We start from the raw sequence: 26045 nt of genomic DNA on the forward strand, positions 1-26045 counted from the left end.
TCAGATGTCCATGCGGTTGAAAACCAGGCGCGGCAGATGCCGAATGACGAACATGATGATGGCCCACTTGCCCGGTGCATAGACCACGGGCTGGCCTTTGCTGATGGCGTTGACGATGCGTTGTGCCACCTCTTGTGCACTGGCCAGTTTGGCACCGTTTTGCTTGAGGTGTGCGGTCATGGGGGTGTCGGTGGGGCCGGGTTTGGCCAGCGTCACGCGCACTGGGCTGCCAGCAAGGGCCAAACGGTGCTGCAAGCCTTGCGCATAAATGTCGACCATTCCTTTGGCCGCGCCATAGAGGTAGTTGCTCTTGCGGCCCCGGTCGCCTGCAACAGAGCCGATGATGCCTACGCGGCCATGGCCCGCGCGCTGCATGGGGCCGACGAATGCTTCGGCCATCAGCACGGGTGACAGGCCGTTGGTCATCAACGCGCTGCTGCTGGCGTGCAGGTCGTCCTGGCAGGCGGCCTGGTCGGGCAGCGCGCCGTGCGCGATCAGCACAGTGTCTACAGCGCCTGTTTCTTGGGCCAAGGCTGCGATGGCGTCCGTGTCGTTGAATTGAAGTTCAACGATGCGCGTGGTGGTGCCAGCGCCGCGCGCGCGCAAATCAGCGGCCAGCGGTTCGATGCGGGCGGCGTGGCGGCCCACCAGCAGAAAATCACACGGCCCTTGCGCTGCCCACAGACGGCTGCATTGGTGGGCAATGGCCGAGGTGGCCCCGATGACGACGATGCGGTGTGGTGTGGTCATGTGTGGTGTATGAAAGGGTTCATTGGCCCATGAGGCGGCGCGACATGGCCGAGCTGATGCCCGGATCGCGGTAAGGCTGCATCTGCGCCCATTGCGGGTAGCCGGACTGAAACAAACCGGCGGGCATGCGGGCGTCTTTAGCCGGGTACAAGCGTCCGCCCGCCTGGCCCACGATGGCGTCCATCTGCTCGAACAGGCGCAGGGTCTTGTCGCCTTGGTTGGGGAAATCCAGCGCCAGCGTGATGCCGGGCTGCGCAAAGCTCAACAGCCCCGGCGAAGCCTGGTGGCCAAAGGTTTTGAGCACGGCCAGAAATGAGCCTTGCCCGCTTTGGGCGATGCGCTCCAGCAGGGCCGCAATGGCCTGCTCGCCGCCATCGAAAGGCACCACACATTGGTACTGGTAAAAGCCGCGCGGGCCATACATGCGGTTCCAGTGCGCGATGCCGTCGAGCGGGTAAAAGAAAGGCAGGTAATGGCTGATGCGGCGGCCCTGGCGCAGGCGGTGCGCGTGGTAATACAACGTGTTGAAGGCGCGCAGACTGATCTTGTTGACCAAAGACAGCGGGGGCGTAAAGGGCATGTTTAACCCGGAACTGCGAGGTCTTTGCGTTGGTACTGAGGCGCCCGCAGCGCCATGGTTGGCGCGAATGAATACACCGCGCCCGCGCGGGTCAAGGCAGTCGATCCAGGAGACGGTGTATTCCCAATCGGCTTCCGATTCAGCGGCCAGTGCGTAAAAGCGCTCCAGCGCATCGAAGGCGATGGTTTCCGTGTCCAGCCACGGACTGGCGACACGCCGCAATGGCAGCGTGGCCTGCGTGATCAGACCCGTCAGCCCCAGCCCGCCCACCGTGGCGGCGAACCATTCGGCGTGTTGATCAGGGCCGCAAGTGATGGTGCGGCCATCGGTGCGCTGCAAGGTGAGTGCTTGGACATGATGGCCGAATGAGCCAGCCCGGTGGTGGTTCTTGCCGTGCACGTCGTTGGCGATGGCACCGCCGACGGTAACGAACTGGGTGCCGGGAGTGACGGGCAACATCCAGCCGCGTGGTGCCATGAGCCGCTGAATGTCGGCCAGCAGCGTGCCCGCCTGGCAGGTCAGCAGGCCCGAGTCGGCGTCGAAGGCCAGCCAGTGATCGGCTCCTGCCGTCAGCCACAGCGCGCCATCGGGGTTAAGGCAAACGTCGCCATAACTGCGGCCCATGCCGTAAGGCAGGACGGTCTGGCCGGGTTCAGGCAAAGGCAAGGTAAAAGACAAAGGCCGTTGGCTGCCCAGCGCGTCGATGGGCAGCACGGCATGCGGCGCAGCGTTCAACCGCCCCCAGGAGCTGACCGGTATCACCACGGCAGCCCCAAGGTGGCCAGCATCAGCGATGCCGCAAAAGCGGCTCCGCAGGCCAGGCTGACCTTGTCCTTGATGGCGAAAACGATGGGGTCGTCGTGCATTTCGCCGCGGTGGGATTTGAGCCACATCCAGCTGATCCAGTACGCCAGAACGCCCACGGTGAGCAAGATGGCGTGCGAATTGGGATACAGCGCGCGTCCGGTTTCGCCATGCAGGTACAAGGCCAGCACCACCGCTGCGGCGTACCCGGCCCCAATGCCCAGCATCTGCACCAGCGGGGCGTCTTGCGCTTCATAACCGCGCCCATGGGCGACGGCGTTGTCTTCACGGGCCATCAGTGGACGCAGCTCGGCATGGCGCTTCAGGAAAGACAATGACAGGAAGACGAAGCCTGACACGGCCAGCAACCAGTGTGACACCGCCAGCCCGGCGGCGGCACCACCGGCGACGATACGCAATGAATACAGGCTGGCCAGCGTCAGGCAATCCAGCAGCACCAGTTGCTTGAGCTTGAACGAGTAAGCACAGGTGAGTGCAAAGTACACCGCCAGCCAGGCCAGAAAAGTCCCGCCCACCGCCAACCCCGTGAGGGCGCTGCCGATCAACAGCAACGGCACGGCATGCACGCCTATCACGATGGGCATGTTCCCGCTGGCAAACGGGCGCAGGCGCTTGCTGGAATGTCTCCGGTCACTGGGCAGATCGAGCAAATCATTGCCGATATACACCGCCGAGGCACACAGGCTGAATGACAGAAATGCCAACACCACGTCAGCCCAGGCCGATGCATTGGAGAACTGATGTGCAGCCAGCAAAGGCACGAACAGCAGCAGATTCTTCAGCCACTGATGCACGCGCAGCATCTTGCGCCAATCTCGGGCCTGCACAGCGCGGGCAGGAATGACCTTGTCCACATTGCCATGCTGTTGTGCGGCTTGTGCGACGCTTTGTACGGCGTTGACGACGATGGCATGGCGTGCGGCCTGCCAAACAGGCAGGTCATCGCGCGAGTTGCCTGCGTAGTCGAATCCATGCAGGCCAAAGCGTTGTGTCAGGGCGTGGGCTTTGTTCGAGGCCGACAGATTGGTGTGGCCGTCGCTGGCCAACACTTCGTCGAAAAAACCCAAGTGATCGCCAATGGCTTGAGCCACCTGCGTGTCGGCGGCGGTGCACAGAATCAGTGAACGCCCCTGCGCCTTTTCAGCCTTCAGCCAGTCGAGCAATTCGCCGTTGTAAGGCAGTGACTCGACATCCAGCGCTACGCGATCGGCCAATTGCTGTTTGAGATGCGCCTTGCCACGCCGCAGCCAGAGCGGCAGGTGCACGACCTGCACGGGCTGTTGCCTGGCCAGTGCCAAGGACTGCTCGTGCAGGGTGTCGGTCAGCAGCAAGGTGCCGTCCAGGTCAACGACAAGCGGCAGCAGGCGATCAGTCATGACTGAAATCACTGGCCTTGCAGCGCCAGCCCGGCATGCTCGCGCAGCGGGTGGAAGTGGATTTTGGGAAAGCGCTCTTGCGCCAGCCGCACGTCGTAGGGGCTGGTGCACAGGTAGGCCAGGGCGTCGGCGGCGTCGTGGGCCATGCGCAACGGGTAGGCGTTCTCGAACTCGCGCAGCTCGGGCGCGGTGTCGGCGGTGATCCAGCGGGCACCGGTGTACTGGCTGCCTTCCAGCCGCACATCGCAGTCGTATTCGGTTTTCAGTCGGTGCTGCACCACCTCGAACTGCAACTGGCCGACGGCACCCAGCAGCATGTTGCCGCCCGCGTCGGGTTTGAAGACCTGGATCGCGCCTTCTTCGCCCAGCTGCGCCAGGCCCTGCTGGAGTTGCTTGGTGCGCAGCGGGTTCTTCAGCACCACGGTCATGAACATTTCGGGCGCGAAGAAGGGCAGGCCGGTGAATTGCAGGTGGGCACCGTCGGTGATGGTGTCGCCCAGCTGTACGCCGCCGTGGGTGGTGAAGCCGATGATGTCGCCGGCATAGGCTTCATCGACGGCCTCGCGCCGCTGGCTCAAGAAGGTGACAACGCTGGTCGGGCGCAGCTCCTTGGCGGTTCGCTGCACCTTCAGCTTCATGCCGGGCGCGTACTTGCCCGAGGCCACGCGCACGAAGGCGATGCGGTCGCGGTGGTTGGCGTCCATGTTGGCCTGCACTTTGAACACTACGCCGGCGAAGGTGTCATCTTCAGGCTGGATGACTTGCTCTTGCTCTTGCGGTTGACGGTTGACCACCACGCTGCTGGTACGCGGTCGCGGCGCGGGTGCCATGTCCACCAGAGCGTCCAGCACTTCCATCACACCAAAGTTATTGACGCCGGAGCCAAAGAACACGGGTGTTTGCTTGGCCGAGAGAAAAGCTTCCCGATCCCAAGCGGGCGATGCGCCTGCGGCCAGCTCCATGCTTTCTTCAGCGGTTTCAAAGGTGCTGCCAAAGCGCGCCACCAGTTGGTCACGCTGGGCCAAAGGCAGGGATTCGAACTCTTCAGGGCGGCGTTCGCTGCCAGATTCAAACACCGTCATCGCCTGCGTGCGCAAGTTGATGATGCCGCCAAAGCGTTTGCCTTGCCCCACCGGCCAGGTCATGGGCACGCAGGGCATGCCCAGCTCGCGCTCCACCTCGTCCAGGATGTCCAGTGGATCGCGCACCTCGCGGTCCATCTTGTTGACGAAGGTGATGATGGGCGTGTCGCGCTGGCGGCAAACCTCGATCAGACGGCGTGTTTGGGCTTCGACACCGTTGGCGGCGTCAATCACCATCAGCGCCGAATCCACGGCGGTGAGCACGCGGTAGGTGTCTTCAGAGAAATCCTTGTGCCCCGGCGTGTCCAGCAGGTTGATGACGTGGTCGCGATAGACCATCTGCATCACGCTGGAGGCGACCGAGATGCCGCGCTGCTTTTCGATCTCCATCCAGTCGCTGGTGGCGTGGCGGCTGGCTTTGCGGGCCTTGACGCTGCCAGCGATCTGGATCGCGCCGGAGAACAGCAGCAGCTTCTCGGTCAGGGTGGTCTTGCCCGCGTCGGGGTGGGAGATGATGGCAAAGGTGCGGCGGCGCCGGGTTTCGGGGGCGTACGTCAAAATGCGGAAGATGGTCGAAAGAAACCTGAAATTTTACGCGGCGCGGTATCAGGTATGTCGCCCGGGTGACCAAAGAGGCGTTGCGCAAGGGTTTGTCGCAATGGTGTCGCAACAGGGCCAATTTGTAGCATTCGCTGCTGATGCGTGAATTGGAGGTTCGATACGTGATACGCCTTGTCTTGAAGCCCTATCGTTTTGCAGCCTTGACTGCCATGGGTTTACTCTGTCTTCCTGCGCTGGGGCAAAGCGCGCCGCCGCCGCTCAATGCCGAGCAAAGCGACCCGGTGCGCATGGGCTGGATGGTGGGATCGCCCCCGCCTGCCGACCGGGTGGTTCGCGCTGCCGATGGCAGCTTTTACCGCTTTCCGCAGATCCGCTGGTCGTTCGCGCACTTCAGACAAATGGTGCCGACCACCAACGTCAGCCGTCGCCTGACCCCGGCAGCGCCTTTGCCCCAGGCGCTGCGCGACGACTTGGATGCGGTGGCCTTCACGCCCTTGGGCAAAACCGAACCGATGACCTGGGCACAAGCCTATGACGCCAACTACACCGATGGCGTGTTGGTGCTGCACAAAGGCAAGGTGGTTTACGAGCGTTACAGCGGCGTGCTCAAACCCGATGGGCAGCACATCGCCATGTCGGTCACCAAGTCTTTCTTTGGCACCCTGGGGCAATTGCTGGTGGCCGAAGGCAAGCTGGATGCCAACGCACCGGTGGCGCAGTATGTGCCTGAACTCAAAAACACCGCCTTTGCCGATGCCACGGTGCGGCAGTTGCTGGACATGCGCACGGGGCTGAAATATTCAGAAAACTATGCCGATCCCAAGGCCGAGATATGGTCACACGCGCGGGCAGGCAGCGTGCTGCCCAGACCGCCCGGCTATCAAGGGCCGCAGAGCTTCTATGAGTTTTTGCAAACCGTGCAAAAAGAAGGTGAACACGGCGCAGCGTTTGCCTACAAAACCGTGAACACCGATGCGCTGGGTTGGGTGATTCGCCGCGTGACCGGTCAGCCGATTGGTGACTATTTGTCCGAGCGCATCTGGTCACGCCTGGGGGTGGAGCAAGATGCCTATTTCACCGTGGATACCGTGGGCAATGAGTTTGCTGGCGGTGGCCTGAACGCGGGCTTGCGCGACATGGCGCGCTTTGGCGAAATGATGCGTAACGAGGGGCGCTTTAATGGCCAGCAAATTTTGCCCAAGGCGGTGATTGACGACATTCGCCAAGGCGGTGACCGCGAGGCGTTCAAGGCCGCAGGCTATGCCACCTTGCCCGGCTGGAGCTACCGCAACATGTGGTGGGTGTCGCACAACGAGCATGGTGCTTTTGCCGCGCGCGGTATCCACGGACAGACAATCTACGTCGACCCGAAGGCCGAAATGGTGATTGCGCGCTTTGGCTCCAACCCGGTGGCCGCCAATGCCGCCAATGACCCGACGTCGCTGCCCGCGTACCACGCCATCGCCAAACATCTGATGGCGAATCCGCGTTGATTGGTCTGGACCTGTAGCGCGGAAAAGGCGCGGTGGCTGGCGCTTAGCCGCCGTGTCCAAGGCTGTGTCTGGGCTGCGCCCGCCGGTATAATCGGCGGCAGTTTTCCGAGGAGCGTTGCAGCATCCGCGATTCGCGCCGGATGTGAGGCTCGGAACCCCCTTCTTTATTCGCAACCACGCTCATCCACTGAAGCAGTGCGGTGAGTCTTTAATCAGGCATACCCACGCAGTGGTTTCTTTCAACGGCCTTTAGTTGGGCCACAGGAGAAATCCGTGAACGCACGTCAAAAAAAACTGGCACTGGCTGACAGCGCCATTGCCGACATTGGTCTGACCGCCTGGGGGCGCAAAGAAATCGCCATTGCCGAAACCGAAATGCCTGGCTTGATGGCCATTCGCGATGAATTTGCGCGCAAAAAGCCGTTGAAAGGCGCGCGCATTGCGGGCAGCCTGCACATGACCATTCAAACGGCGGTGCTGATTGAGACACTGCAATCGCTGGGCGCTGAGGTGCGTTGGGCCTCATGCAATATTTTTTCCACCCAAGACCACGCGGCAGCGGCCATTGCCGCGTCGGGCACGCCGGTTTTTGCCATCAAGGGCGAATCGCTGAAAGACTATTGGGACTACACCCACCGCATTTTTGAATTCGGTAAAAAGGGCAGCAAGGACGAAGGCCCGAACATGATTTTGGACGACGGCGGTGATGCCACGTTGCTGATGCACCTGGGCATGCAAGCCGAGACCAACCCCAAAGTGCTGGCCAACCCCAAGGGCGAAGAAGAGCGCGTGCTGTTCGCCGCCATCAAGGCCAAGCTGAAAGAAGACAGCACCTGGTACAGCCGCAAGAGCGCGCAAATCCTCGGCGTGACCGAAGAAACCACCACCGGCGTGCATCGCCTGAAAGAAATGTCGGCCAAGGGCACGCTGAAGTTTCGTGCCATCAACGTCAACGACAGCGTCACCAAGAGCAAATTTGACAACCTGTACGGTTGCCGCGAATCGCTGGTTGATGGCATCAAGCGTGCCACCGATGTGATGGTGGCGGGCAAGATCGCCGTGGTGTGCGGTTATGGCGACGTGGGCAAGGGCAGCGCGCAGGCGCTGCGTGCGCTGAGCGCTCAAGTGTGGGTGACTGAAGTGGACCCGATTTGCGCGCTGCAAGCGGCCATGGAGGGCTACCGCGTGGTCACCATGGAAGACGCTGCGCCGCTGGCCGACATTTTTGTGACCTGCACGGGCAATAAGGACGTCATCACCTACAAGCACATGAAGGCCATGAAAGACCAGGCCATCGTGTGCAACATTGGCCACTTTGATAACGAGATCGACGTGGCCAACCTGGAAGCCAAGTGCAAGTGGGAAGAAATCAAGCCGCAGGTGGACCACGTCATCTTCCCCGGTGGCAAGCGCATCATTTTGCTGGCCAAAGGCCGCTTGGTGAATCTGGGTTGCGCCACAGGCCACCCAAGTTATGTGATGAGTTCCAGCTTTGCCAATCAGACCATCGCGCAAATCGAGCTGTTCACCCGCCCGAAGGCGTATGACGTGGGCCAGGTCTATGTGTTGCCCAAGCATCTGGATGAGAAGGTGGCGCGTCTGCAACTGGCCAAGCTCAACGCCAGACTCACCACGCTGACGGCGGCGCAGGCGGCATACATCGGCGTGTCCGCCGCCGGGCCGTACAAGCCCGACAGTTACCGTTATTGATGGCTGTGCCTGCCATGTCCAGCAATGGCTTGCTTGCCAGCGTTCGGCACACTCAGCTTGAGGACGTGCCGGGCCTGGTCGCCTTGCAGCGCAAGGTCTACCCGGACATTCCCGCTTGGGATCCGGCCCGGCTGCGCCGCCAGATCGAGGTGTTTCCGCAAGGGCAGTTGATGGCCGAGCTGGATGGCGAGATGGTGGGCTGCGCCAGTTCGCTGGTGGTGTTGTGGGACGAATGGGCCGAGCAGCATTCGTGGGACGAAATCACCAGCGCAGGCAACTTTGACAATCACGACCGGCAAGGGCTGACGCTGTATGGGGCCGAGGTGTTTGTCTCGCCCGATTCGCGCGGCGCGGGCGTTGGCCACATGCTGTACGAGGGACGCCGCCAGATTTGCCGCCGCCTGAACCTCAAGCGCATCATTGCCTGCGGGCGTTTGCCGGGGTACCACCAGCACGCGGCCCGGCTGACGGCCGAGCAATATGCGCAAAAAGTCGTGTGGGGCGATTTGTTTGACCCGGTGCTGAGTTTTCAGTTGCGCGAGGGTTTTAGCTACTGCGGCGTCATGAACGATTACATCCCTGACGACGTGGAATCGCTCGGGCACGCATCCATCATCGTGTGGCTCAATCCGGATTTCGATCCGGCGCAACCGCATTTGCTTCAACAGGAGGAAAAACCATGATCGTTCGCATTGCTGCCGTGCAGTACTGGCTGCGCGACATCCACGACTGGGCCGGATTTGAAAACCAGGTGCGCTTTGTCATGAAGGCTGCGGGTGACTACAAGCCGCAGTTCGTGCTGCTGCCCGAAATCTTCACCACGCAATTGCTGTCTTTCATGGACACCGGCGACGTGGCGGTGGCCGTGCGCAACATGAACGACTACACCAAGCGCTACAAGGATTTGCTGTCCGAGCTGGCCGCGCAGTGGAACGTGCACCTGATCGGCGGCAGCCACCCCACGCTGCGCGATGATGGCAAGCTGCTGAACACCGCTTACTACTTCACCCCGTCGGGCGAAATTCATGAGCAGGACAAAATCCATCGCACCCGCTGGGAGCGCGAGAAGTGGAACACCGACGCGGGCGACGTGCTCAAGCTGTTCGACACCCCGTTCGGCAAAATCGCCATCCTGATCTGCTACGACATCGAGTTTCCTGAACAGGCGCGCCTGGTCTGCGAAGCGGGTGCTGACATCCTCTTCGTGCCTTCTTGTACCGACGACCGACAAGGCTTTTTGCGCGTGCGCTACTGCTGCCACGCCCGCGCCATCGAAAACCAGGTGTTCGTGGTCATGACCAGCACCGTCGGCAACCTGGCCGTGGAAGGGTTGGGCATGCACTACGGACAGGCGGCCATCATCACGCCGTCGGACTTCCCGTTCGCGCGCGACGGTATTGCCGCCGAAGGCACGCCGAATATGGAGCAGATCGTGGTGGCCGAGGTCGATCTGAAAGACCTGGAGTCCAACCGCATCAAAGGCACCACCATTCCGCTGTACGACAAGCGCAAAGAGATTTACGACGACCCGGTGGAGCTGGTCAAAGTCGGTTGAGGCAACCTACAGCCGCCTTTGATGTCACTGCCATGCGCGCCGACCAGATGCTCGTCGAGCGGGGCCTTGCCGCTTCGCGCAGCCAGGCCCAGCGGCTGATTGCCGCAGGCGCGCGCTGGCGTGCGCCGCAAGGCTGGCGGCGGCTGGCCAAATCCGATGATGTGCCACCCGAGGCCGAGGTGGAGCTGCTGGACACTGCCGAGGCTCGCTACGTCTCGCGCGGCGGCCTGAAGCTCGAAGGTGCGCTGCGGGCCATTGGCCTTCAGGTTATCGGCTGGCGCTGCCTGGACGTGGGGCAGTCCACCGGCGGCTTTACCGACTGCCTGTTGCAGCAGGGTGCAGCGCAGGTGGTGGGGGTGGATGTGGGCCACGGCCAGTTGCATCCACGGCTGGCCAGCGATGAGCGGGTGCAGGCGCTGGAAGGCATCAATGCCCGTGAATTGAATGCTTCACAATTGATAGCTTTCAGCGCGGGTGGTTGTAGTGCCGGAGGTCAATTTGGCTCGCAGGATGGCTCGCAAGATTTGAACCCATTCGATTTGATTGTCGGCGACTTGTCGTTCATCTCGTTGACACTGGTGCTGCCCGCGCTGGTGCCGCTGCTGGCCGCAGGTGGACATGTGCTGTTGCTGGTTAAACCGCAATTTGAGCTGCAGCCCGGCCAGCTCGGCAAAGGCGGCATTGTGCGTGATGCGGCGCTGTACCCGATGGTCGAGCAGCGTGTGCGCGCGGCTTGCGTGCAGCAAGGTCTGGCCGTGCGCCATTGGCTGCCCAGTGCCATTGTGGGCGGCGATGGCAACCGCGAATTTTTTATTCATGCCGCGCAGGCGGCATCGTCTTTACCTTTTTCTTCGCCATAAAACTATGAACTTGCCTTTAAGTCTGGAGTTTTTTCCGCCCAAAACCACCGAAGGCGTGGCCAAGCTGGCGGCGGTGCGCGCGCAGTTGTACGCGCTGTCACCTGAATACTGCTCGGTCACTTTTGGTGCGGGCGGCTCCACGCAAGATGGCACGCTGGACGCTGTGCGCGCCATCCTGGCCGAAGGCGTGGCGGGCGTGCCGCACCTGTCGTGCATTGGACAGACCCGCGCCAGCATTGCCGAGCGCCTGCGCGTGTACCGCGATGCCGGGGTGCGCCGCATCGTTGCGTTGCGCGGAGACTTGCCCAGCGGCTATGGCATGGGTGGCGAATTTCGCTACGCCAGCGATCTGGTGGCGTTTATTCGCGCGGAAACTGGCACGCACTTCACGCTGGCGGTGGCCGCTTACCCCGAGATGCACCCCCAGGCGCGCTCGCCGCAGGACGACATGAACGCTTTTGTCGCCAAGGTGCAGGCCGGGGCCGATGTGGCCATTACGCAGTATTTTTTCAATGCCGACGCTTACTTTCGCTTTGTGGATGAACTGCGCCAGCGTGGGATAGACGTACCTGTGGTGCCCGGCATCATGCCGATCACCAATGCCACGCAAATGCTGCGCTTTTCAGACAACTGCGGGGCCGAGGTGCCGCGCTGGGTGCGCACGCGCCTGCAAGGGTTTGGCGACGACACGGCGTCGATCAAGGATTTTGGTGCTGACGTGGTGGCCGGGTTGTGCCAACGCCTGCGCGATGGTGGTGCGCCGGGCTTTCACTTTTACACGCTGAATCAAGCCATGGCGACGTTGCAAGTGTGCCGCCGCATGGGGTGGGCAGGCAGCGCTGCTGATGAAAGGCGCTAGAGCCGAAATAGACTGTAATCGACTGTAAAAGTAGCTAAAAACAATTCAATTAGAGCCAAAACTCCAGCAAATTCAGCGCCAAAACCACAATTCGGGGCGCAAAAGTGCTGGTGTGGACAGGCTGAATTCGTAAAAATCGCGCCCATGCTACGGAACACCTCTCCTGGCGCGCCTTCACGGGCCGCGTCGAATCAGGGAAGTGGCCGCCGTGGGCTGGCCATTCGGGCGCTGTTGCTGCCCACCATGTGGCTGGCTGCTGTGCCTTTGACGGCACAAACGGTGCGCACAGATGCTTCCAACACCTTTTCGCAGCCATGTACCTCTGCCAAGGCGGTGCACGATATGCGCTGCCCCAACTACACTGTTTTTTCCGCACGCCTGGGCGGCATGCAGGAGCAGCCTGAGGCGGCGCGCAAGCCCTTCAAAGGCGATACGGGCGACAACGCGGCACAAGGTGAATCAACCCCCAGCCTGTCCGCCACCCCGCGTTTGAGCTTGCGAATGGGCCGCGACATTGCAGACGGTGTGGCCTCGTGGTACGGCCCTGGCTTTCATGGCCGCAAAACCGCCAATGGCGAACGCTTTGATATGAACGAGATGACGGCGGCACACAAAACCTTGCCGTTTGGCACCCGTGTGTTGGTCAAAAACCCGCGTACTGGCAAGCAAGTGGTGGTGCGCATCAACGACCGTGGGCCTTATGCGCGTGGCCGCGTGATTGACCTGAGCAAGGCCGCTGCCATCAAGCTGGGCCTGAAGCACCGTGGCCACGACAAAGTGGTGCTGCGCGAAGTGCTGGGTGATGATGTGGCGGTTAATGAAGGCGCTGCGCGCAACGCGCTCTGATCAAACGCAACCTTCAGTCGCCTTGCTCGACCGTCCAGGCGGCACCTGAGCCACGGTGGGCACTCAGCACATCCAAAATTTGCGGCAGTGCCTCATCCAGCGCTGCCTTTAGCGTATGCGGCGGGTTGATGACCCACATGCCGCTGGCTGTCAGCCCGCTGCCCTGTGAAGATTGGCCAATGTGCAGCGTGGCGTTCAGCCACGTGCGGCCCGCTTGTTGGGTGAGGGTTTTCAGACGGCGCGGCAGGCTGTGCGCTTCAGGCCGTGGAATGATCGGATACCAAACCAGATAGACGCCGGTGGCAAAGCGCTTGAGGCTGTCTTGCACGGCTGCCGCCACCTTCGCGTAGTCGCTTTTGATTTCGTAGCTGGGGTCGATCAACACCAGGGCGCGGCGTGAGCCGCCGCTGCTGACAGGCGGTGGCAACAGGGCCTTCAGTGCTTCAAAACCATCTTGCCGTGCTGCGCTGATTTGACGCCCGGCGTGCAATTGCGCCACATGGGCGCTCAACGCCTGAATGTCGGTGGGGTGCAGCTCAAACAGGCGCAGGCGGTCATGCACCGCAGCGCGTTCCGGCTCGCTCATCAGCGCGTGCATGATGAAGGGCGAGCCGGGATAAACGCGCGGCGCACTGCTGGTTGCTGTTGGGTTGAAGTGGGCGATCAGATCCAGGTAATCTTGCAGTACGGTCGCTATAGAACCAGTAGCTTTTTCAGCTTGATACACATGCGTTTGAGACGAATTTTGCTTGGAATTCTCTGAGGCCGACAAGTTTGACAATCGCGCAATGCCCGCCTCAGCCTCGCCCGAGGTTTGGGCGGCGTCGGTATCCAGCCGGTAAATGCCTGCGCCAGCGTGGGTGTCGATCAGCGTCAACGGGCTGTCCTTGCGCATCAGATGACGCAGCGTGGCCACCAACGTCAGGTGTTTCAGCACGTCGGCATGGTTGCCAGCGTGAAAGGCGTGACGGTAACTGAACATGCGCGCATCGTACCCGGGTGTATGAAGGTGCGCCGCGTGGCAGCACAAAAAACGGTTAGAATGTCCGGCTTTGTAGCGATTTTGTGGCCCCGCGGCAAAGGCCGAGCCTGGCTCATTCAGGTCAAGCACGGCAATCCCACCTAAGAGGCTCCCTTTCAAGAGGAGCGCCGACCGTGGAAAAGGGCTCAACCAAGCCAACTTTCCTCAAGGAAAACTCATGAAAACGTTCAGCGCAAAACCCGCTGACGTGACGCACGAGTGGTTTGTGATTGACGCCACCGATAAGGTGCTCGGACGGGTAGCCAGCGAAGTTGCCCTCCGTCTGCGCGGCAAGCACAAGGCCATTTACACGCCTCACGTCGATACTGGCGACTACATCGTGGTCGTCAACGCCTCCAAGCTCCGCGTCACCGGCGCCAAAGAGCTGGATAAAAAATACTATCGCCACACCGGTTATCCGGGCGGCATCCGCGAAACCAATTTCCGCGACCTGCAGGCCAAGCACCCTGGCCGCGCGCTGGAAAAGGCCGTCAAGGGCATGCTGCCCAAAGGCCCACTGGGTTACGCGATGATCAAAAAGCTCAAGGTCTATGGCGGCGGCGAGCACCCGCACAGCGCCCAGCAGCCCAAGGCGCTGGAAATCTAAGGAGCCGTGCAAATGATTGGTGAATGGAACAATGGCACCGGCCGTCGCAAGTCCAGCGTCGCCCGCGTGTTTCTGAAAAAAGGCTCCGGCAAGATCACAGTCAATGGCAAGCCGATCGAAGAGTTTTTCGGTCGTCAGACCTCGATCATGATCTCCAAGCAGCCGCTGGTGCTGACCGAGAACGTCGAAACGTTTGACATCCAGGTCAACGTGCACGGCGGTGGTGAATCGGGCCAGGCCGGCGCGGTACGCCACGGCATTACCCGTGCGTTGATCGACTACGACGCCAACCTCAAACCCGCGCTGTCGGCGGCGGGCTATGTCACCCGTGACGCCCGCGAGGTCGAGCGTAAAAAGGTTGGTCTGCACTCAGCCCGTCGTCGCAAGCAGTTCAGCAAGCGCTGATGGTGGTGGCGCAGGTTGGGCGCAAGCAGGCCCGACCAGCCACAAAGCCGCGTTGGCCCTTTTTGGGGCTGCGCGGTTTTTTTTCGCCACCGATGTGCTTGACGGGCACTGGGCGTGGTACAAAAAGCCCAGCCCATTAAGGAGTTCAAACGTATCATGCTCGGCCTTAGAAAACAGCCCCCCGTGCGCAGCGCCATTGGTGTAGGCATGCGCGTTCAAGGCCCCTGCACTTTTCAGGATGGTTTGCAGATCGACGGCACGGTGCTGGGCGATGTGACGGCCGAAGGTGAGCAGCCCAGCGTGCTGGTGATTGGCGAAACCGGTCATGTGGACGGGGCCATCAGCGCCGATCATGTGGTGATTGGCGGGACGGTGATGGGGCCAGTCGTGGCGCGCGAGCTGCTGGAGTTGCATGCCAAGGCGCGGGTGACCGGCGATGTGCGTTACAAGGCACTGGAGATGGCGCAGGGCGCGGTGATTGCCGGGCAGTTGCAACCCGAATTGATGCCCCCATCTACGGCGGCGGTGCAAGAGCAGGCTGTGGTGTCACAAGCCACGTCGGTTGAACGCGCTGCCGAACCGCGCGAGCCGACATTGGATCCAGACCGGCTCTAAATCTGTACAAAGCAGTGGCCTGTTGGATCGGGGTCCAACGAAGCGCCTCGTTGAGCGCGCCGCTTTTGAGGCAGGCTTGAACAAAGCCCTTGCGCTTAGGTTCAGCACAATCCCGACTATTTCTATATACTATTTCGCTATTCGTCTCTCAGACATGAGGAGCCGCCATGAGCGCCGTTCAAACCGACATCCAGCCCGTTACCACTGCGATGCCTGATCCCATTGTGTTTACCGACAGTGCCGCCGCCAAGGTGGCCGATTTGATTGCCGAAGAAGGCAATCCCGACCTGAAATTGCGCGTGTTCGTTCAAGGCGGTGGTTGTTCGGGTTTCCAGTATGGCTTCACGTTCGATGAAATCGCCAATGAAGACGACACGACGATGACCAAGAATGGCGTGTCCTTGCTGATCGACGCCATGAGCTACCAGTATCTGGTGGGTGCCGAGATCGACTACAAGGAAGATTTGCAAGGCGCACAATTCGTCATCAAAAATCCGAATGCCATGACCACTTGTGGGTGCGGTTCGTCGTTTGCCGTTGCTGATGAAGCGGCTTGAGGTTTTTGGATAACCCCACACTGAAGTGATTGACCCAGGGGCGGGGTCGATCACACATGCTGGCTGCTGGGATTGGTATTTGGCAGGGCTGGTTTCTTTTCTGCCCCTTGAAAATTTTGCTGCCGCCAAGCTTCAAACACGGTCACGGCCACCGCGTTGGATAAATTCAGGCTGCGCTGCCCCGCGCACATGGGCAGGCGCAGCTGCTGGGCGGGAGCGATCGACTGTCGCAGCCCGGGTGCCAGCCCACGCGTTTCAGAGCCAAACATCAGCCAGTCACCGCGGGCAAAACGTACGTCGTGCACCGCACGTGTTCCCTGAGTGGTGAGCGCAAACAGGCGTGCTGGATCAGGTGTGCACACAGCTTGAAATGCGGCCCAACTGGTGTGACGGCGCACATCGGCGTATTCGTGGTAATCCAGCCCAGCGCGGCGCATGTGTTTGTCGTCCATGGAAAAGCCCAGCGGCTCGATCAGGTGCAGGGTGCAGCCGGTGTTGGCCGCCAGCCGAATCACGTTACCGGTGTTGGGCGGGATTTCGGGTTCAACCAAAACGATGTGGAACATGTGGACTGAAGGGTTTACCAAGATGAAAGTGCGCCTGACTCTACGGCGCGTCGGTGCGGGCCAACACCAGTGCCGTGATGTAGCGGGCACCTGCCTGCCGCAGCGCGCGGGCCGCATCGTACAGGCTGGCCCCGGTGGTCATGACGTCGTCCACCAGTACGACATGGCGTTCGCACACCGCATGGTGCCGCGCTGGAGGTACGGCAAATGCCCCACGCACATTTTTGAGCCGCTCGGCTCTGGGCAAATGGTGTTGCGGCGGGGCGTGGCGAATGCGTTGCAGCACGTCAATCTGAAGGCGCTGGGAGCTCAAGTGATGGGCCAGTAACTGCGCCGGGTTGTAGCCGCGCTCAGCCAAGCGTTCAGGAGATAAAGGCAGAGGAACCACGACATCGGCCTTGGCTATTGTGTCAGCGACACCGGGTGCGACAGCCATCAGCTTGGCCAGTGGGGCGGCCAAGCCGGGGTGGTTATAGAACTTGAATTGGGCGATGCAGCGCGTCCATGGCCAGCCGTAGCTGGTTGCAGCCAGGCAGCGGTCAATGGGTGGCGGCTGGCGCAGGCAAGCGCCGCACTGTGCAACCCCCGCAGGCACTGGCAATGCACAGGAGACGCAACGTGGCGCAGGGGCGGTAAATCGGGTCACGCAATGTGCGCACAGGCTGGACGATGGCCAACTGCGGCAAATCAGGCACTGGCTGGGCCAGCCGATGTGTTGCAACAATCGAGACAGCATGGCACAGGCGGATGTGGATGAGGCGTTCCAAGGATCGAGAGTCTCAATATACTGCGGTGCATCTATGGTCCAAGACCCGTCACATCCTGTCGACCCGATAGCTGCCCGACGCTGGGCCGAGCGCCCACACACCCAGGCACCTTGGCTGCATGAAGAAGTGGCGCGCCGCATGGCCGAGCGGCTGGATGTTATTCGTCTACCCGTACAACGCTGGGCGCACTGGGAGCCGGTACGCGGCGGGTTGACTGGGCACGATCGGGTGGCGGCGCATTACCCTGATGCGGCGTGTTTTCGCGTTTCTGCGCAGGTGGGAAAAACGCAAACGGCTATAAAAAATAAAGCAAATCCATGGTGGCTGAAATGGTTCCAGCCCAGTGCATCAGGGGTAAAAGCGGTGGCTGCACCGCCGCCTGAAAGCATGCAACTGGTATGGGCCAACATGCTGGCCCACCAAACAGCCGAGCCTGATGCTTTACTGGCCGACTGGCAACGCGCGCTGGCTGTGGACGGGTTTGTGATGTTTTCCTGTTTGGGGCCGGATTCCCTGCATGAGCTGCGCGCGCTGTACGCTGCGCAAGACTGGCCGCCGCCCGCACAAGACTTTACTGACATGCACGACTGGGGCGATCAATTGGTGGCCGCTGGTTTTGCCGATCCGGTGATGGATATGGAGCGCATCACCCTCACGTTTGAAACGCCAGCGCGTTTGTTGACCGAGCTGCGCGAGCTGGGGCGCAACCTGCACCCTGGCCGACATGTGGCGTTGCGCACCCCAGACTGGCGTCAGCGCCTGGAAGGCGCGCTGGACGAGCGCTTGAGGCCCGCAGGGGGCGGGCCATTGGCGTTGACGTTTGAGGTGATCTACGGCCACGCGCTTAAAGCCGCACCGCGCCATAAAGTTGAGGCACAAACCGCCATATCTTTGGGCGATATGAGAGGTCAATTGCGGCAGCGCAATAAGAAATTGCCCTGATATTGATATTTATCAATCCAATGCGCGGACTGCGCTAAACTCGTCTGGTATAGCGCACGACATTTTCGTTCAGCATTTTGATGGATGCCAATGGCAAGGACGCCGTTGGTGCGGTGCCTGAACTGCGTACAGAGGGCGCGCTTTCTCAAGCGTGTGTGGTGGGGCAGACGAGAGACATGACACGATGAACAGCATGGCAAGCAAACTGGCTGCTTTTGGGGCGGCAACAGGGGCGAGCGCCGCAGCATGGGCCGCGCGGGTGAACGATCTGCCTGGCGGCCCTGCGGTCAATCAACTGAGCTTTCATCCGGCGGCGACCCGCATCGCCGAAGAGCAGCACTGGCTGCTGTGGATGCTGCTGATCATTTGCACGCTGATTTTCGTGGCCGTGTTCGCGGTCATGTTCTATTCGATCTGGAAGCACCGCAAAAGCCAGGGGGCGCAGGCGGCCAGTTTTCATGAATCGGTGTCGGTCGAAGTGGCCTGGACTTTGGTGCCATTTCTCATTGTGATCTTGATGGCCTTGCCAGCCACCAAAGTGCTGGTGGCCCAGAAAGACACCACCAACGCTGATCTGACCATCAAGGCGACCGGTTATCAGTGGAAGTGGGGTTATGACTATTTGAAAGGTGAGGGCGAAGGCATCGCCTTTTTGTCCACACTGGATTCTTCGCAGCGCGCGCTATCGAGCGCAGGCACGCCAGAAGGTGACAACTACCTGCTTAAAGTGGATCATCCGCTGGTGGTGCCGGTGGGCAAAAAAGTGCGCATCATCACCACCGCCAACGACGTGATCCATGCCTGGATGGTGCCCGCCTTTGGCGTCAAGCAAGATGCCATTCCTGGCTTTGTGCGTGACACATGGTTTCGGGCTGAAAAGATTGGCGACTTTTACGGCCAGTGCGCCGAGCTGTGCGGCAAAGAGCACGCTTACATGCCGATTCACGTCAAGGTGCTGTCGCTGCCCGATTACAGCGCCTGGGTGGAACAAGAGCACAAGCGCATGGCGGCGCTGGCCGACGACCCCAATAAAGTCTGGACGCTTCAGGAGTTGATTGCCCGTGGCGAGAAGGTGTATGCCGCCAACTGCGCCGCCTGCCACCAGGCCAATGGACAAGGTGGTGGGGCCATCAAGGCACTGGACGGCAGTGCGGTGGTGAAAGGGCCGCTGGCCGAGCAAATGCACGTGGTGCTGGAAGGGCGCAACAACGGCACGATGCCTGCGTGGAAACAGTTGTCCGATGTGGAGCTGGCGGCGGTGGTCACTTACACCAAAAACAGCTGGACCAATCAGACCGGCCAGTTGGTGCAGCCTGCTGACTTCAATGCGGCCAGGCAAGGCAAGTTTCCAGCAGAAGGCGCTGGTGCAGCGGTGTCGGCCGAGGCACCGCCTGTGGCTGCTTTGGATGGTGTTACACACCAAACGGTGGCGCTCGCCGCTCGTTGATGGATGATCTTTTGCCCCAGCTTTGCCCGCATTTTGAGCGCAGCACCCCTTTCGGAGTTATGACATGAGCGCCGTTCTTCCCCAACACCACGCTGATTCGCACGATCACCATCACCATGCACCGACGGGCTGGCGACGCTGGGTGTTCGCCACCAACCACAAGGACATCGGCACGCTGTACATGCTGTTTTCGTTCACCATGCTGATGGTGGGCGGTGTGCTGGCGCTGCTGATCCGTGCCGAGCTGTTCCAGCCCGGCCTGCAAGTGGTCAACCCGGAGCTGTTCAATCAGCTCACCACCATGCACGGGCTGATCATGGTGTTTGGGGCCATCATGCCGGCCTTCGTGGGCTTTGCGAACTGGATGATTCCGCTGCAAATTGGCGCATCGGACATGGCGTTTGCGCGCATGAACAACTTCAGCTTCTGGTTGCTGATTCCGGCTGGTTTGATGCTGGTGGGATCATTCTTCATGCCAGGCGGAGCACCGGCTGCGGGGTGGACGCTTTACGCGCCGTTGACGCTGCAAATGGGACCGTCCATGGACGCAGGCATCTTTGCCATGCACATCATGGGGGCCAGCTCCATCATGGGGGCGATCAACATCATCGTCACCATTCTCAACATGCGTGCGCCCGGCATGACGCTGATGAAAATGCCCATGTTCTGCTGGACCTGGCTGATCACCGCTTATCTGCTGATCGCCGTGATGCCGGTTTTGGCAGGTGCCATCACCATGACGCTGACCGATCGCCACTTTGGCACCAGCTTTTTCAACCCGGCAGGTGGTGGTGATCCGGTGATGTACCAGCACATCTTCTGGTTCTTCGGCCACCCCGAGGTCTACATCATGATCTTGCCCGCCTTCGGCATCGTCAGTCAGGTGGTGCCTGCCTTTGCGCGCAAAAAACTGTTTGGTTATGCCTCGATGGTGTATGCCACGTCAGCCATTGCCATCCTGAGTTTTATCGTGTGGGCGCACCACATGTTCACCACCGGCATGCCGGTGGCCGGGCAACTGTTTTTCATGTACGCCACGATGCTGATTTCGGTGCCCACGGCGGTGAAAATTTTCAACTGGATTGCGACCATGTGGCGCGGTTCCATGACGTTTGAAACCCCTATGCTGTTTGCCGTGGGATTCATCTTCGTGTTCACGATCGGCGGCTTTACCGGGCTGATGCCTGCTGTGGCACCGGTGGATACGCAACTGCAAGACACCTATTTCATCGTTGCCCACTTCCACTACGTGCTGGTGGCCGGTTCGTTGTTTGCGTTGTTCTCAGGGTTTTATTACTGGGCACCCAAATGGACGGGCATGATGTACAACGAAACCCGTGGCCGCATTCACTTCTGGTGGTCGATCATCAGCTTCAACGTCACATTTTTCCCCATGCACTTTCTGGGTTTGGCGGGCATGCCGCGCCGTTACGCAGACTATCCGATGCAGTTTGCCGATTTCAACATGCTGGCGTCGGTAGGTGCCTTCTTCTTTGGTTTTGCGCAGGTTTACTTCTTCCTGTTTGTAGCGCTGCCCATGATGCGTGGGCAAGGCCAGAAAGCGCCGCAGCGCCCGTGGGAGGGTGCGGAAGGGCTGGAGTGGGAAGTGCCATCGCCCGCACCGTTCCATACGTTTGAAAACCCGCCCAAGCTGGATGCCAGCGCCACCCGCGTGATTGGGTAAGCGCCAAAACCTCGAGCCGCCTGCCATGACGCCGTCTGAAGAAAACCAGCGCAAGCGCAATGTCCGCCTGGGCTTGATTTTGGCGTCGGTGGCGCTGGTGTTTTTTGTGGGCTTTATGGTCCGCATGGTGCTGCTGGGTGGGTAGAAGGTAGCGCTGTGGGCACGCACCGCGAAAACGTCAAGATGGTCAGCAAGCTGGCGGTGGTGGCTGCGGGCATGTTTGCCTTTGGCTATGTGCTGGTGCCGGTTTACCGCGCCATTTGCGAAGTCACGGGGATCAACATCCTGTCGCTGTCCGAGCTGCAAGTGCCTGGCAATGCCCGCGCGGGTGACCAGGCGAGGGTAACGGCGGCCAATACACAGGTGGATACCAGCCGGGTCATCACAGTCGAGTTTGATGCCAATGCGCGCGGCCCCTGGCGGTTTGCGCCTGCGCAGCGCTCGATTCAGGTGCATCCAGGCGAGTTGGCCACGGTGATGTACGAATTTCAGAACATGCAGGATCGGCGCATGTCGGCGCAGGCCATCCCGAGCTATGCGCCCAGGCAGGCAGCCCCGCATTTCAACAAGCTCGAATGTTTTTGCTTTAACCAGTACACACTGAATCCGGGCGAAAAGAAAGAATGGCCGGTGGCGTTTGTGATTGATCCGCGCATCAGCAAGGACGTCAGCACCATCACGCTGTCGTACACGTTCTTTGAGGTGGGCAGCCAAGTGCCTGGTACGCCAGTTTCGGCTGATGTGAATCAAACGCTTCTGGCTGCGCGGTGGGGCAGCGTATGAACACACCGCCAGTCAAATCTTCATTTTGGCGGTCGATGCGTGCGGTGGGCTGGAGCTTGCTTGGTGTGCGCAAAAACGCCGAGTACGAGAAAGATCTGGCGCAGGTCAATCCGCTGCATGTGGTGGTGGTGGGTGTGCTGGCGCTGCTGCTGTTTGTACTGGGTCTGGTGGCTGTAGTGCACTGGGTGGTTGGCAGCGCGGGTGGACAATGAAATGAGCATGGCAGCGATCAATATACGGAGCACAGGAGCGAACAAGACATGAGCAACGCAACGCACGGCAGTACGCCGTATTACTTTGTCCCCGCAGAGTCGCGCCACCCGGTGATGGCGGCGATTGGGTTGTTTGGCGTGGCCCTGGGTGCGGCCGAATGGATCAATGGGGCGGCCTGGGGCCAATGGCTGCTGTTGGCGGGCTTGCTGTGGTGGCTGTTTGTGCTTTACCAGTGGTTTGGCGATGCCGTGCGCGAAAGCGAAGGCGGGCTTTACAGCCGCAAGATTGACCTGTCGTTCCGCTGGAGCATGAGCTGGTTCATCTTCTCCGAGGTGATGTTTTTCGGTGCGTTCTTTACCGCGCTGTGGTGGGCGCGGGCGCATTCCGTGCCTGCTTTGGGTAGTCTGGAAAACGCCTTGCTGTGGCCCGACTTCAAGGCCGCCTGGCCGAGCGTGGTAGCGGGGGCCACGGCTTCGCCCGCAGGCACCGTGGCACCTTTTCAGACTATGGGGCCGTTTTGGCTGCCCACCATCAATACGGCTTTGTTGCTGACGTCGGGCGTGACCTTGACCATTGCCCATCACGCGCTGGTGGCCAACCAGCGCAGCCGCTGCATTGCGTTCATGTGGGCCACGGTGCTGCTGGGAGCCACTTTTCTGTGCGTGCAGGGCTATGAATATTTTCACGCCTACAGCGAGTTGAATCTCAAACTCAGCTCCGGCGTGTTTGGCTCTACCTTTTACATGCTGACCGGATTTCATGGCCTGCACGTGTTCATTGGCATGCTGATGTTGCTGGTGATCACGCTGCGCCTGATGCGTGGGCACTTCACACCCCAACACCACTTTGGCTTTGAAGGTGCGGCCTGGTATTGGCACTTTGTGGATGTGGTGTGGCTGGGCCTGTATTTGCTGATTTACTGGATGTGATCGATTGGTTTGCGCGCTCAACGCCAAAAGCACCTTGCTCTACAAGGTGCTTTTTTCCATTTTGAGATGAGCGGTGTGGCGGATCGTGCGCCGATGTTTTCAATGATCGGCAGGCAACCCTGAGGGGTGCAGATAACCCAGTTTCCAGGCGATGAGCACACCCACCAGCAGCAACACCGACAGCCCGACACGAATGGCCAAGGCCATTACCATGCGCTTGGCGCGTTTTGTGTCATCTTTTGTGTCGCCCTGGCCGGGATCGTCCGGGCCACGCCGCATCATCAACACCAGGGCTGAGGCCAAGCTGCCTATGACACCTATGAATGCCAAGCCAATCAACAGTTTCATGGGGGACATTATTCCGTGACTGGGCGCAGGATGGGGTGGCGACGTGCAGGGGTCTGGGTTTTGGCGCTGGCAGCGATGGCGACGACTTTCCGGCTGGGGCTTTGGCAGCTGTCGCGCGCTGAAGAAAAAACCCGTTTGCAAAGCCTCATGAGCGAGCGCCAGCAAATGCCCGTGCTGAACGGCAACCAACTGGCGCTGATTGAGCCGCCTGCCCGATTGCAGGCGCTGGAAAGCCGTGCGGTGCAGCTGAGCGGACAGTGGCTGCCAGGCCAAACCATTTTTTTGGACAACCGCGTGATGAACCGGCAGGCAGGCTTTTATGTGCTGACTCCGCTGCGACTGAGCGGTCGTGATGCGGTGGTGTGGGTGCAGCGCGGCTGGGCACCCCGCCATGTGCAAGACCGGCAGACGCTGCCGCCCGTGACCACGCCGATGGCAGAGGTGACCGTGTCAGGGCACATAGCCATACAGCTTTCACGCGCTTATGCGCTGGGGCAGGATGGCACCGGCGCGATCCGGCAGAATTTGGATCTGGATACCTCTCGTGCTGCAACGGGGTGGCCACTGGCCCACTGGGTGGTCTGGCAAACCGGTGCGCCGTCAGACGGTTTGCTCAGAGACTGGCCCGTCCCGGCCAGTGGCGTGGACAAGCACAAGGGCTACGCCTTTCAGTGGTTTGGGCTGTGCGCTCTGATCACGCTGTTGTTATTCTGGTTTCAAGTGATTCGACCTTTGCGTGACCGTAGCCGATGACCGAGCGTATTGCCCCTGCCGATGATCCCGTGGCTTTGACCGTGCATGCCATGCCCTCACCCGCCCGCGTTCTGGACGAGGACGCGCAGCGCACCCGCAGCGGTCGCTGGAAGATGCTGTTGCTGGCCTTGGTGTGCGCCGCGCCAGTCATCGCGTCTTATTTCAGTTATTACGTGGTGCGCCCCGATGGGCGGCGCAATTTCGGCACGCTGATCGATCCGCAGCAAGCCATTCCTGTAGGGGCAGCAGCCACCGACCTGAATGGGCAGCCCTTTGATCTGATGGGCCTCAAGGGCCAGTGGTTGCTGGTCACGGTGGGGGGCGGTGCGTGCGATGCGCGCTGCGAAAGCAATCTGTATTTGCAGCGGCAGTTGCGTGAAGCGCTGGGCAAAGACAAAGACCGCATCGACAGGGTGTGGCTGGTGCCCGACCAGGCGCGTGTGCCCGATGTGCTGGAGCCTGCGCTGCATCAGGCCACGGTGGTGCGGGTGCCTTCTGAGGTGGTGGCGCGCTGGATGGCGCCTGAGGCAGGACACGCGCTGAATGAACACCTTTACGTGGTCGATCCGATGGGGCATTGGATGATGCGCTTTCCCGCCAGCCTGGACCGTGCAGGCGCTGCGCGCGCCAAGCGCGATCTGGTGCGTTTGATGCGCGCCTCGGCCAGTTGGGATCGGGCCGGGCGCGCAGCACCATGAGCCAGGGTGATGATGCAATGGGTGCGGTGGCGTTGTACGACTTTTCGCCGGTGTTGCAGGTCATGGGCATTGGTCTGGCGGTGGCGCTTGGCCCGCTGGTTTGGGTCGTATTGCGCAGCCGCGGGGCATCAGCGGCGCAGCGCTTGCAGGCGTTAACTGTGCTGACGCTGTTTTTAACGTTTGATCTGATCCTGTTCGGAGCTTTCACGCGGCTGACCGATTCGGGACTGGGTTGCCCCGACTGGCCCGGTTGCTACGGCCAGGCCAGCCCGGTGGGTGCACGCGAAGCGATTGCGGCGGCCCAGGACGCCATGCCCACTGGCCCGGTCACGCACGGCAAGGCATGGATCGAGATGGTTCACCGCTACCTGGCCACTGGCGTGGGCGTGCTGATCATCGCGCTGGTTGCGGGTTCATGGTGGCAGTGGCGTCAAAGACACTCCGACTCGCCGATGGCGCAGTTGACCCAGGCGGTGCATCCAGGGTGGTCTGGGGCGACTTTGCTGTGGGTGTGCGTGCAAGGCTTGTTCGGTGCCAAGACGGTGACGATGAAGCTGTTTCCAGCCATTGTCACACTGCATTTGCTGGGCGGCATAGGGCTGCTGGCGCTGTTGGCTGTGCAAGCCGAGTTGTATCGACAGGCGGCGGGCAGGGCGGTGGAGCAGGTCTCGCGCGGATTGCGCGTGCTGACCTGGCTGGCGGCGGTTTTGGTGCTGGTGCAAGTGTCGCTGGGGGGATGGGTCAGCGCCAATTACGCGGTGCTGGCGTGCGACACCTTCCCTTTGTGTCAGGGCAGTTGGTGGCCGCCGATGGATTTTGCGCAAGGGTTTGAGCTGTGGCGGCCTTTGGGGCAGTCGGCCGATGGCACGTTGTTGGCGTTTGCGGCACTGACAGCGATCCATTACGCGCACCGCTTGATGGCTTTTGTGGTGCTGGCGGCGCTGGGTGTGCTGGTATGGGGCTGCTATCACGCAGGATGTTTGACTCCGCAGCGGCGGGCGCTGGTGGTGCTGTTGGTTGTGCAGTTGGTCACGGGCTTGTCCAATGTGGTGCTGGGTTGGCCTTTGTTGGCGGCGGTGCTGCACACTGGTGGTGCGGCACTGCTGGTTGCGGTGCTGGCGTCGATGTTGAGCGCCAGCCACGCTGGCAAGACCCAGCCCATGGATGCACCGCAGCGCACGCCACTCACCAGGCCAGAGAGGGCGGCATGAAG

Annotated in this window: 29 protein-coding genes and 1 riboswitch; of the genes, 21 read left to right on the top strand and 8 right to left on the bottom strand. The window is 60.9% G+C overall.

What is annotated here, in order from left to right; genetic code table 11:
• The 4 genes from ACK5NW_RS10755 to ACK5NW_RS10770 are packed head-to-tail and all read right to left on the bottom strand — an operon-like array spanning position 1 to position 5171.
• Positions 1-750: an SDR family NAD(P)-dependent oxidoreductase gene (locus ACK5NW_RS10755; RefSeq protein WP_416927871.1), complete on the bottom strand. Its 750-nt coding sequence runs from the start codon at positions 748-750 to the stop codon at positions 1-3.
• A 19-nt stretch (positions 751-769) separates the two neighbouring features.
• Positions 770-2095, bottom strand: a complete 1326-nt coding sequence (locus ACK5NW_RS10760; RefSeq protein WP_416927873.1) for an FAD-binding oxidoreductase — start codon at positions 2093-2095, stop codon at positions 770-772.
• On the bottom strand, positions 2089-3531 hold the full coding sequence (locus ACK5NW_RS10765; RefSeq protein ID WP_416927875.1) for a UbiA family prenyltransferase: 1443 nt from the start codon (positions 3529-3531) through the stop codon (positions 2089-2091). The genes ACK5NW_RS10760 and ACK5NW_RS10765 overlap by 7 nt, the downstream gene beginning before the upstream one ends.
• Positions 3532-3539: 8 nt before the next feature.
• Complete coding sequence (locus tag ACK5NW_RS10770; RefSeq protein ID WP_416927877.1) at positions 3540-5171, bottom strand: peptide chain release factor 3; 1632 nt, start codon at positions 5169-5171, stop codon at positions 3540-3542.
• A gap of 212 nt (positions 5172-5383) precedes the next feature.
• Between ACK5NW_RS10770 and ACK5NW_RS10775 the strand changes: the two genes are divergently transcribed.
• The 7 genes from ACK5NW_RS10775 to ACK5NW_RS10805 all read left to right on the top strand — a co-directional run bounded on the left by ACK5NW_RS10775 (position 5384) and on the right by ACK5NW_RS10805 (position 12497).
• Positions 5384-6667, top strand: coding sequence for a serine hydrolase domain-containing protein (locus tag ACK5NW_RS10775; RefSeq protein WP_416927878.1), 1284 nt, complete (start codon positions 5384-5386; stop codon positions 6665-6667).
• Between the two features lie 101 nt (positions 6668-6768).
• A riboswitch (S-adenosyl-L-homocysteine riboswitch) is annotated at positions 6769-6856 on the top strand.
• A gap of 105 nt (positions 6857-6961) precedes the next feature.
• Positions 6962-8377: an adenosylhomocysteinase gene (ahcY, locus tag ACK5NW_RS10780; RefSeq protein ID WP_416927952.1), complete on the top strand. Its 1416-nt coding sequence runs from the start codon at positions 6962-6964 to the stop codon at positions 8375-8377.
• A complete protein-coding gene (locus ACK5NW_RS10785; protein ID WP_416927880.1) occupies positions 8377-9060 on the top strand; it encodes a GNAT family N-acetyltransferase in 684 nt (227 codons plus the stop codon). Before ahcY ends, ACK5NW_RS10785 begins: the two co-directional genes overlap by 1 nt.
• Positions 9057-9932, top strand: coding sequence for a carbon-nitrogen hydrolase family protein (locus tag ACK5NW_RS10790; RefSeq protein WP_416927882.1), 876 nt, complete (start codon positions 9057-9059; stop codon positions 9930-9932). Before ACK5NW_RS10785 ends, ACK5NW_RS10790 begins: the two co-directional genes overlap by 4 nt.
• Positions 9933-9964: 32 nt before the next feature.
• A complete protein-coding gene (locus ACK5NW_RS10795; protein WP_416927884.1) occupies positions 9965-10792 on the top strand; it encodes a TlyA family RNA methyltransferase in 828 nt (275 codons plus the stop codon).
• A 4-nt stretch (positions 10793-10796) separates the two neighbouring features.
• A complete protein-coding gene (gene metF / locus ACK5NW_RS10800) occupies positions 10797-11651 on the top strand; it encodes a methylenetetrahydrofolate reductase [NAD(P)H] (protein ID WP_416927886.1) in 855 nt (284 codons plus the stop codon).
• Positions 11652-11795: 144 nt separating this feature from the next.
• Positions 11796-12497 (top strand): septal ring lytic transglycosylase RlpA family protein, encoded by a 702-nt coding sequence (locus ACK5NW_RS10805; protein ID WP_416927888.1) that lies wholly within the window; start codon positions 11796-11798, stop codon positions 12495-12497.
• A gap of 13 nt (positions 12498-12510) precedes the next feature.
• Here the strand turns inward: ACK5NW_RS10805 and ACK5NW_RS10810 are convergent, their stop codons facing one another.
• A complete protein-coding gene (locus tag ACK5NW_RS10810; RefSeq protein ID WP_416927890.1) occupies positions 12511-13479 on the bottom strand; it encodes a 23S rRNA (adenine(2030)-N(6))-methyltransferase RlmJ in 969 nt (322 codons plus the stop codon).
• Positions 13480-13696: 217 nt separating this feature from the next.
• On the opposite strand from ACK5NW_RS10810, the gene rplM reads away from it, so the two are divergent.
• The 4 genes from rplM to erpA all read left to right on the top strand — a co-directional run bounded on the left by rplM (position 13697) and on the right by erpA (position 15702).
• Entirely contained in the window at positions 13697-14125 is a 429-nt protein-coding gene (gene rplM / locus ACK5NW_RS10815; RefSeq protein WP_416927892.1) for a 50S ribosomal protein L13, read from the top strand.
• Between the two features lie 12 nt (positions 14126-14137).
• Positions 14138-14530: a 30S ribosomal protein S9 gene (rpsI, locus tag ACK5NW_RS10820; RefSeq protein ID WP_416927894.1), complete on the top strand. Its 393-nt coding sequence runs from the start codon at positions 14138-14140 to the stop codon at positions 14528-14530.
• Between the two features lie 156 nt (positions 14531-14686).
• A complete protein-coding gene (locus ACK5NW_RS10825; RefSeq protein WP_416927896.1) occupies positions 14687-15145 on the top strand; it encodes a bactofilin family protein in 459 nt (152 codons plus the stop codon).
• 167 nt (positions 15146-15312) lie between these two features.
• Positions 15313-15702, top strand: a complete 390-nt coding sequence (gene erpA / locus ACK5NW_RS10830) for an iron-sulfur cluster insertion protein ErpA (RefSeq protein ID WP_416927898.1) — start codon at positions 15313-15315, stop codon at positions 15700-15702.
• A gap of 50 nt (positions 15703-15752) precedes the next feature.
• Here the strand turns inward: erpA and trmL are convergent, their stop codons facing one another.
• Both trmL and ACK5NW_RS10840 read right to left on the bottom strand, forming a co-directional pair.
• Complete coding sequence (gene trmL / locus ACK5NW_RS10835) at positions 15753-16268, bottom strand: tRNA (uridine(34)/cytosine(34)/5-carboxymethylaminomethyluridine(34)-2'-O)-methyltransferase TrmL (protein ID WP_416927900.1); 516 nt, start codon at positions 16266-16268, stop codon at positions 15753-15755.
• Between the two features lie 40 nt (positions 16269-16308).
• Complete coding sequence (locus ACK5NW_RS10840; RefSeq protein WP_416927901.1) at positions 16309-17004, bottom strand: ComF family protein; 696 nt, start codon at positions 17002-17004, stop codon at positions 16309-16311.
• Positions 17005-17068: 64 nt separating this feature from the next.
• Between ACK5NW_RS10840 and ACK5NW_RS10845 the strand changes: the two genes are divergently transcribed.
• From ACK5NW_RS10845 to ACK5NW_RS10875, 7 genes are all read left to right on the top strand, one after another.
• Positions 17069-17977 (top strand): biotin synthase, encoded by a 909-nt coding sequence (locus ACK5NW_RS10845; RefSeq protein WP_416927903.1) that lies wholly within the window; start codon positions 17069-17071, stop codon positions 17975-17977.
• A gap of 184 nt (positions 17978-18161) precedes the next feature.
• Positions 18162-19424 carry a cytochrome c oxidase subunit II gene (gene coxB, locus ACK5NW_RS10850; protein ID WP_416927905.1) on the top strand — a complete coding sequence of 421 codons (1263 nt, stop codon included), beginning with the start codon at positions 18162-18164 and terminating at the stop codon, positions 19422-19424.
• Between the two features lie 64 nt (positions 19425-19488).
• Positions 19489-21108, top strand: coding sequence for a cytochrome c oxidase subunit I (gene ctaD, locus ACK5NW_RS10855; RefSeq protein WP_416927907.1), 1620 nt, complete (start codon positions 19489-19491; stop codon positions 21106-21108).
• A gap of 25 nt (positions 21109-21133) precedes the next feature.
• The gene (locus ACK5NW_RS10860; RefSeq protein WP_416927909.1) at positions 21134-21253 is read left to right on the top strand and encodes a cytochrome oxidase small assembly protein; all 120 of its coding nucleotides are present in this window, start codon (positions 21134-21136) and stop codon (positions 21251-21253) included.
• An 11-nt stretch (positions 21254-21264) separates the two neighbouring features.
• The gene (locus ACK5NW_RS10865; protein WP_416927911.1) at positions 21265-21891 is read left to right on the top strand and encodes a cytochrome c oxidase assembly protein; all 627 of its coding nucleotides are present in this window, start codon (positions 21265-21267) and stop codon (positions 21889-21891) included.
• A complete protein-coding gene (locus ACK5NW_RS10870; protein WP_416927913.1) occupies positions 21888-22103 on the top strand; it encodes a DUF2970 domain-containing protein in 216 nt (71 codons plus the stop codon). Before ACK5NW_RS10865 ends, ACK5NW_RS10870 begins: the two co-directional genes overlap by 4 nt.
• A gap of 48 nt (positions 22104-22151) precedes the next feature.
• Entirely contained in the window at positions 22152-23033 is an 882-nt protein-coding gene (locus ACK5NW_RS10875; RefSeq protein ID WP_416927915.1) for a cytochrome c oxidase subunit 3, read from the top strand.
• Positions 23034-23132: 99 nt separating this feature from the next.
• Here the strand turns inward: ACK5NW_RS10875 and ACK5NW_RS10880 are convergent, their stop codons facing one another.
• Positions 23133-23381 (bottom strand): DUF2909 domain-containing protein, encoded by a 249-nt coding sequence (locus tag ACK5NW_RS10880; RefSeq protein ID WP_416927917.1) that lies wholly within the window; start codon positions 23379-23381, stop codon positions 23133-23135.
• A 75-nt stretch (positions 23382-23456) separates the two neighbouring features.
• Here ACK5NW_RS10880 and ACK5NW_RS10885 point away from each other — a divergent pair, with 75 nt between their 5' ends.
• From ACK5NW_RS10885 to ACK5NW_RS10895, 3 genes are read left to right on the top strand one after another with little or no spacing between them, the layout of a single operon-like run.
• Positions 23457-24134: an SURF1 family protein gene (locus tag ACK5NW_RS10885; RefSeq protein ID WP_416927919.1), complete on the top strand. Its 678-nt coding sequence runs from the start codon at positions 23457-23459 to the stop codon at positions 24132-24134.
• Positions 24131-24832, top strand: coding sequence for an SCO family protein (locus ACK5NW_RS10890; RefSeq protein ID WP_416927921.1), 702 nt, complete (start codon positions 24131-24133; stop codon positions 24830-24832). Before ACK5NW_RS10885 ends, ACK5NW_RS10890 begins: the two co-directional genes overlap by 4 nt.
• Positions 24829-26043 (top strand): COX15/CtaA family protein, encoded by a 1215-nt coding sequence (locus ACK5NW_RS10895; protein ID WP_416927923.1) that lies wholly within the window; start codon positions 24829-24831, stop codon positions 26041-26043. Before ACK5NW_RS10890 ends, ACK5NW_RS10895 begins: the two co-directional genes overlap by 4 nt.
• Positions 26044-26045 lie beyond the last annotated feature (2 nt).

The sequence above is a fragment of the Ottowia sp. genome (assembly GCF_047975795.1).
GTDB lineage: Bacteria > Pseudomonadota > Gammaproteobacteria > Burkholderiales > Burkholderiaceae_C > Ottowia.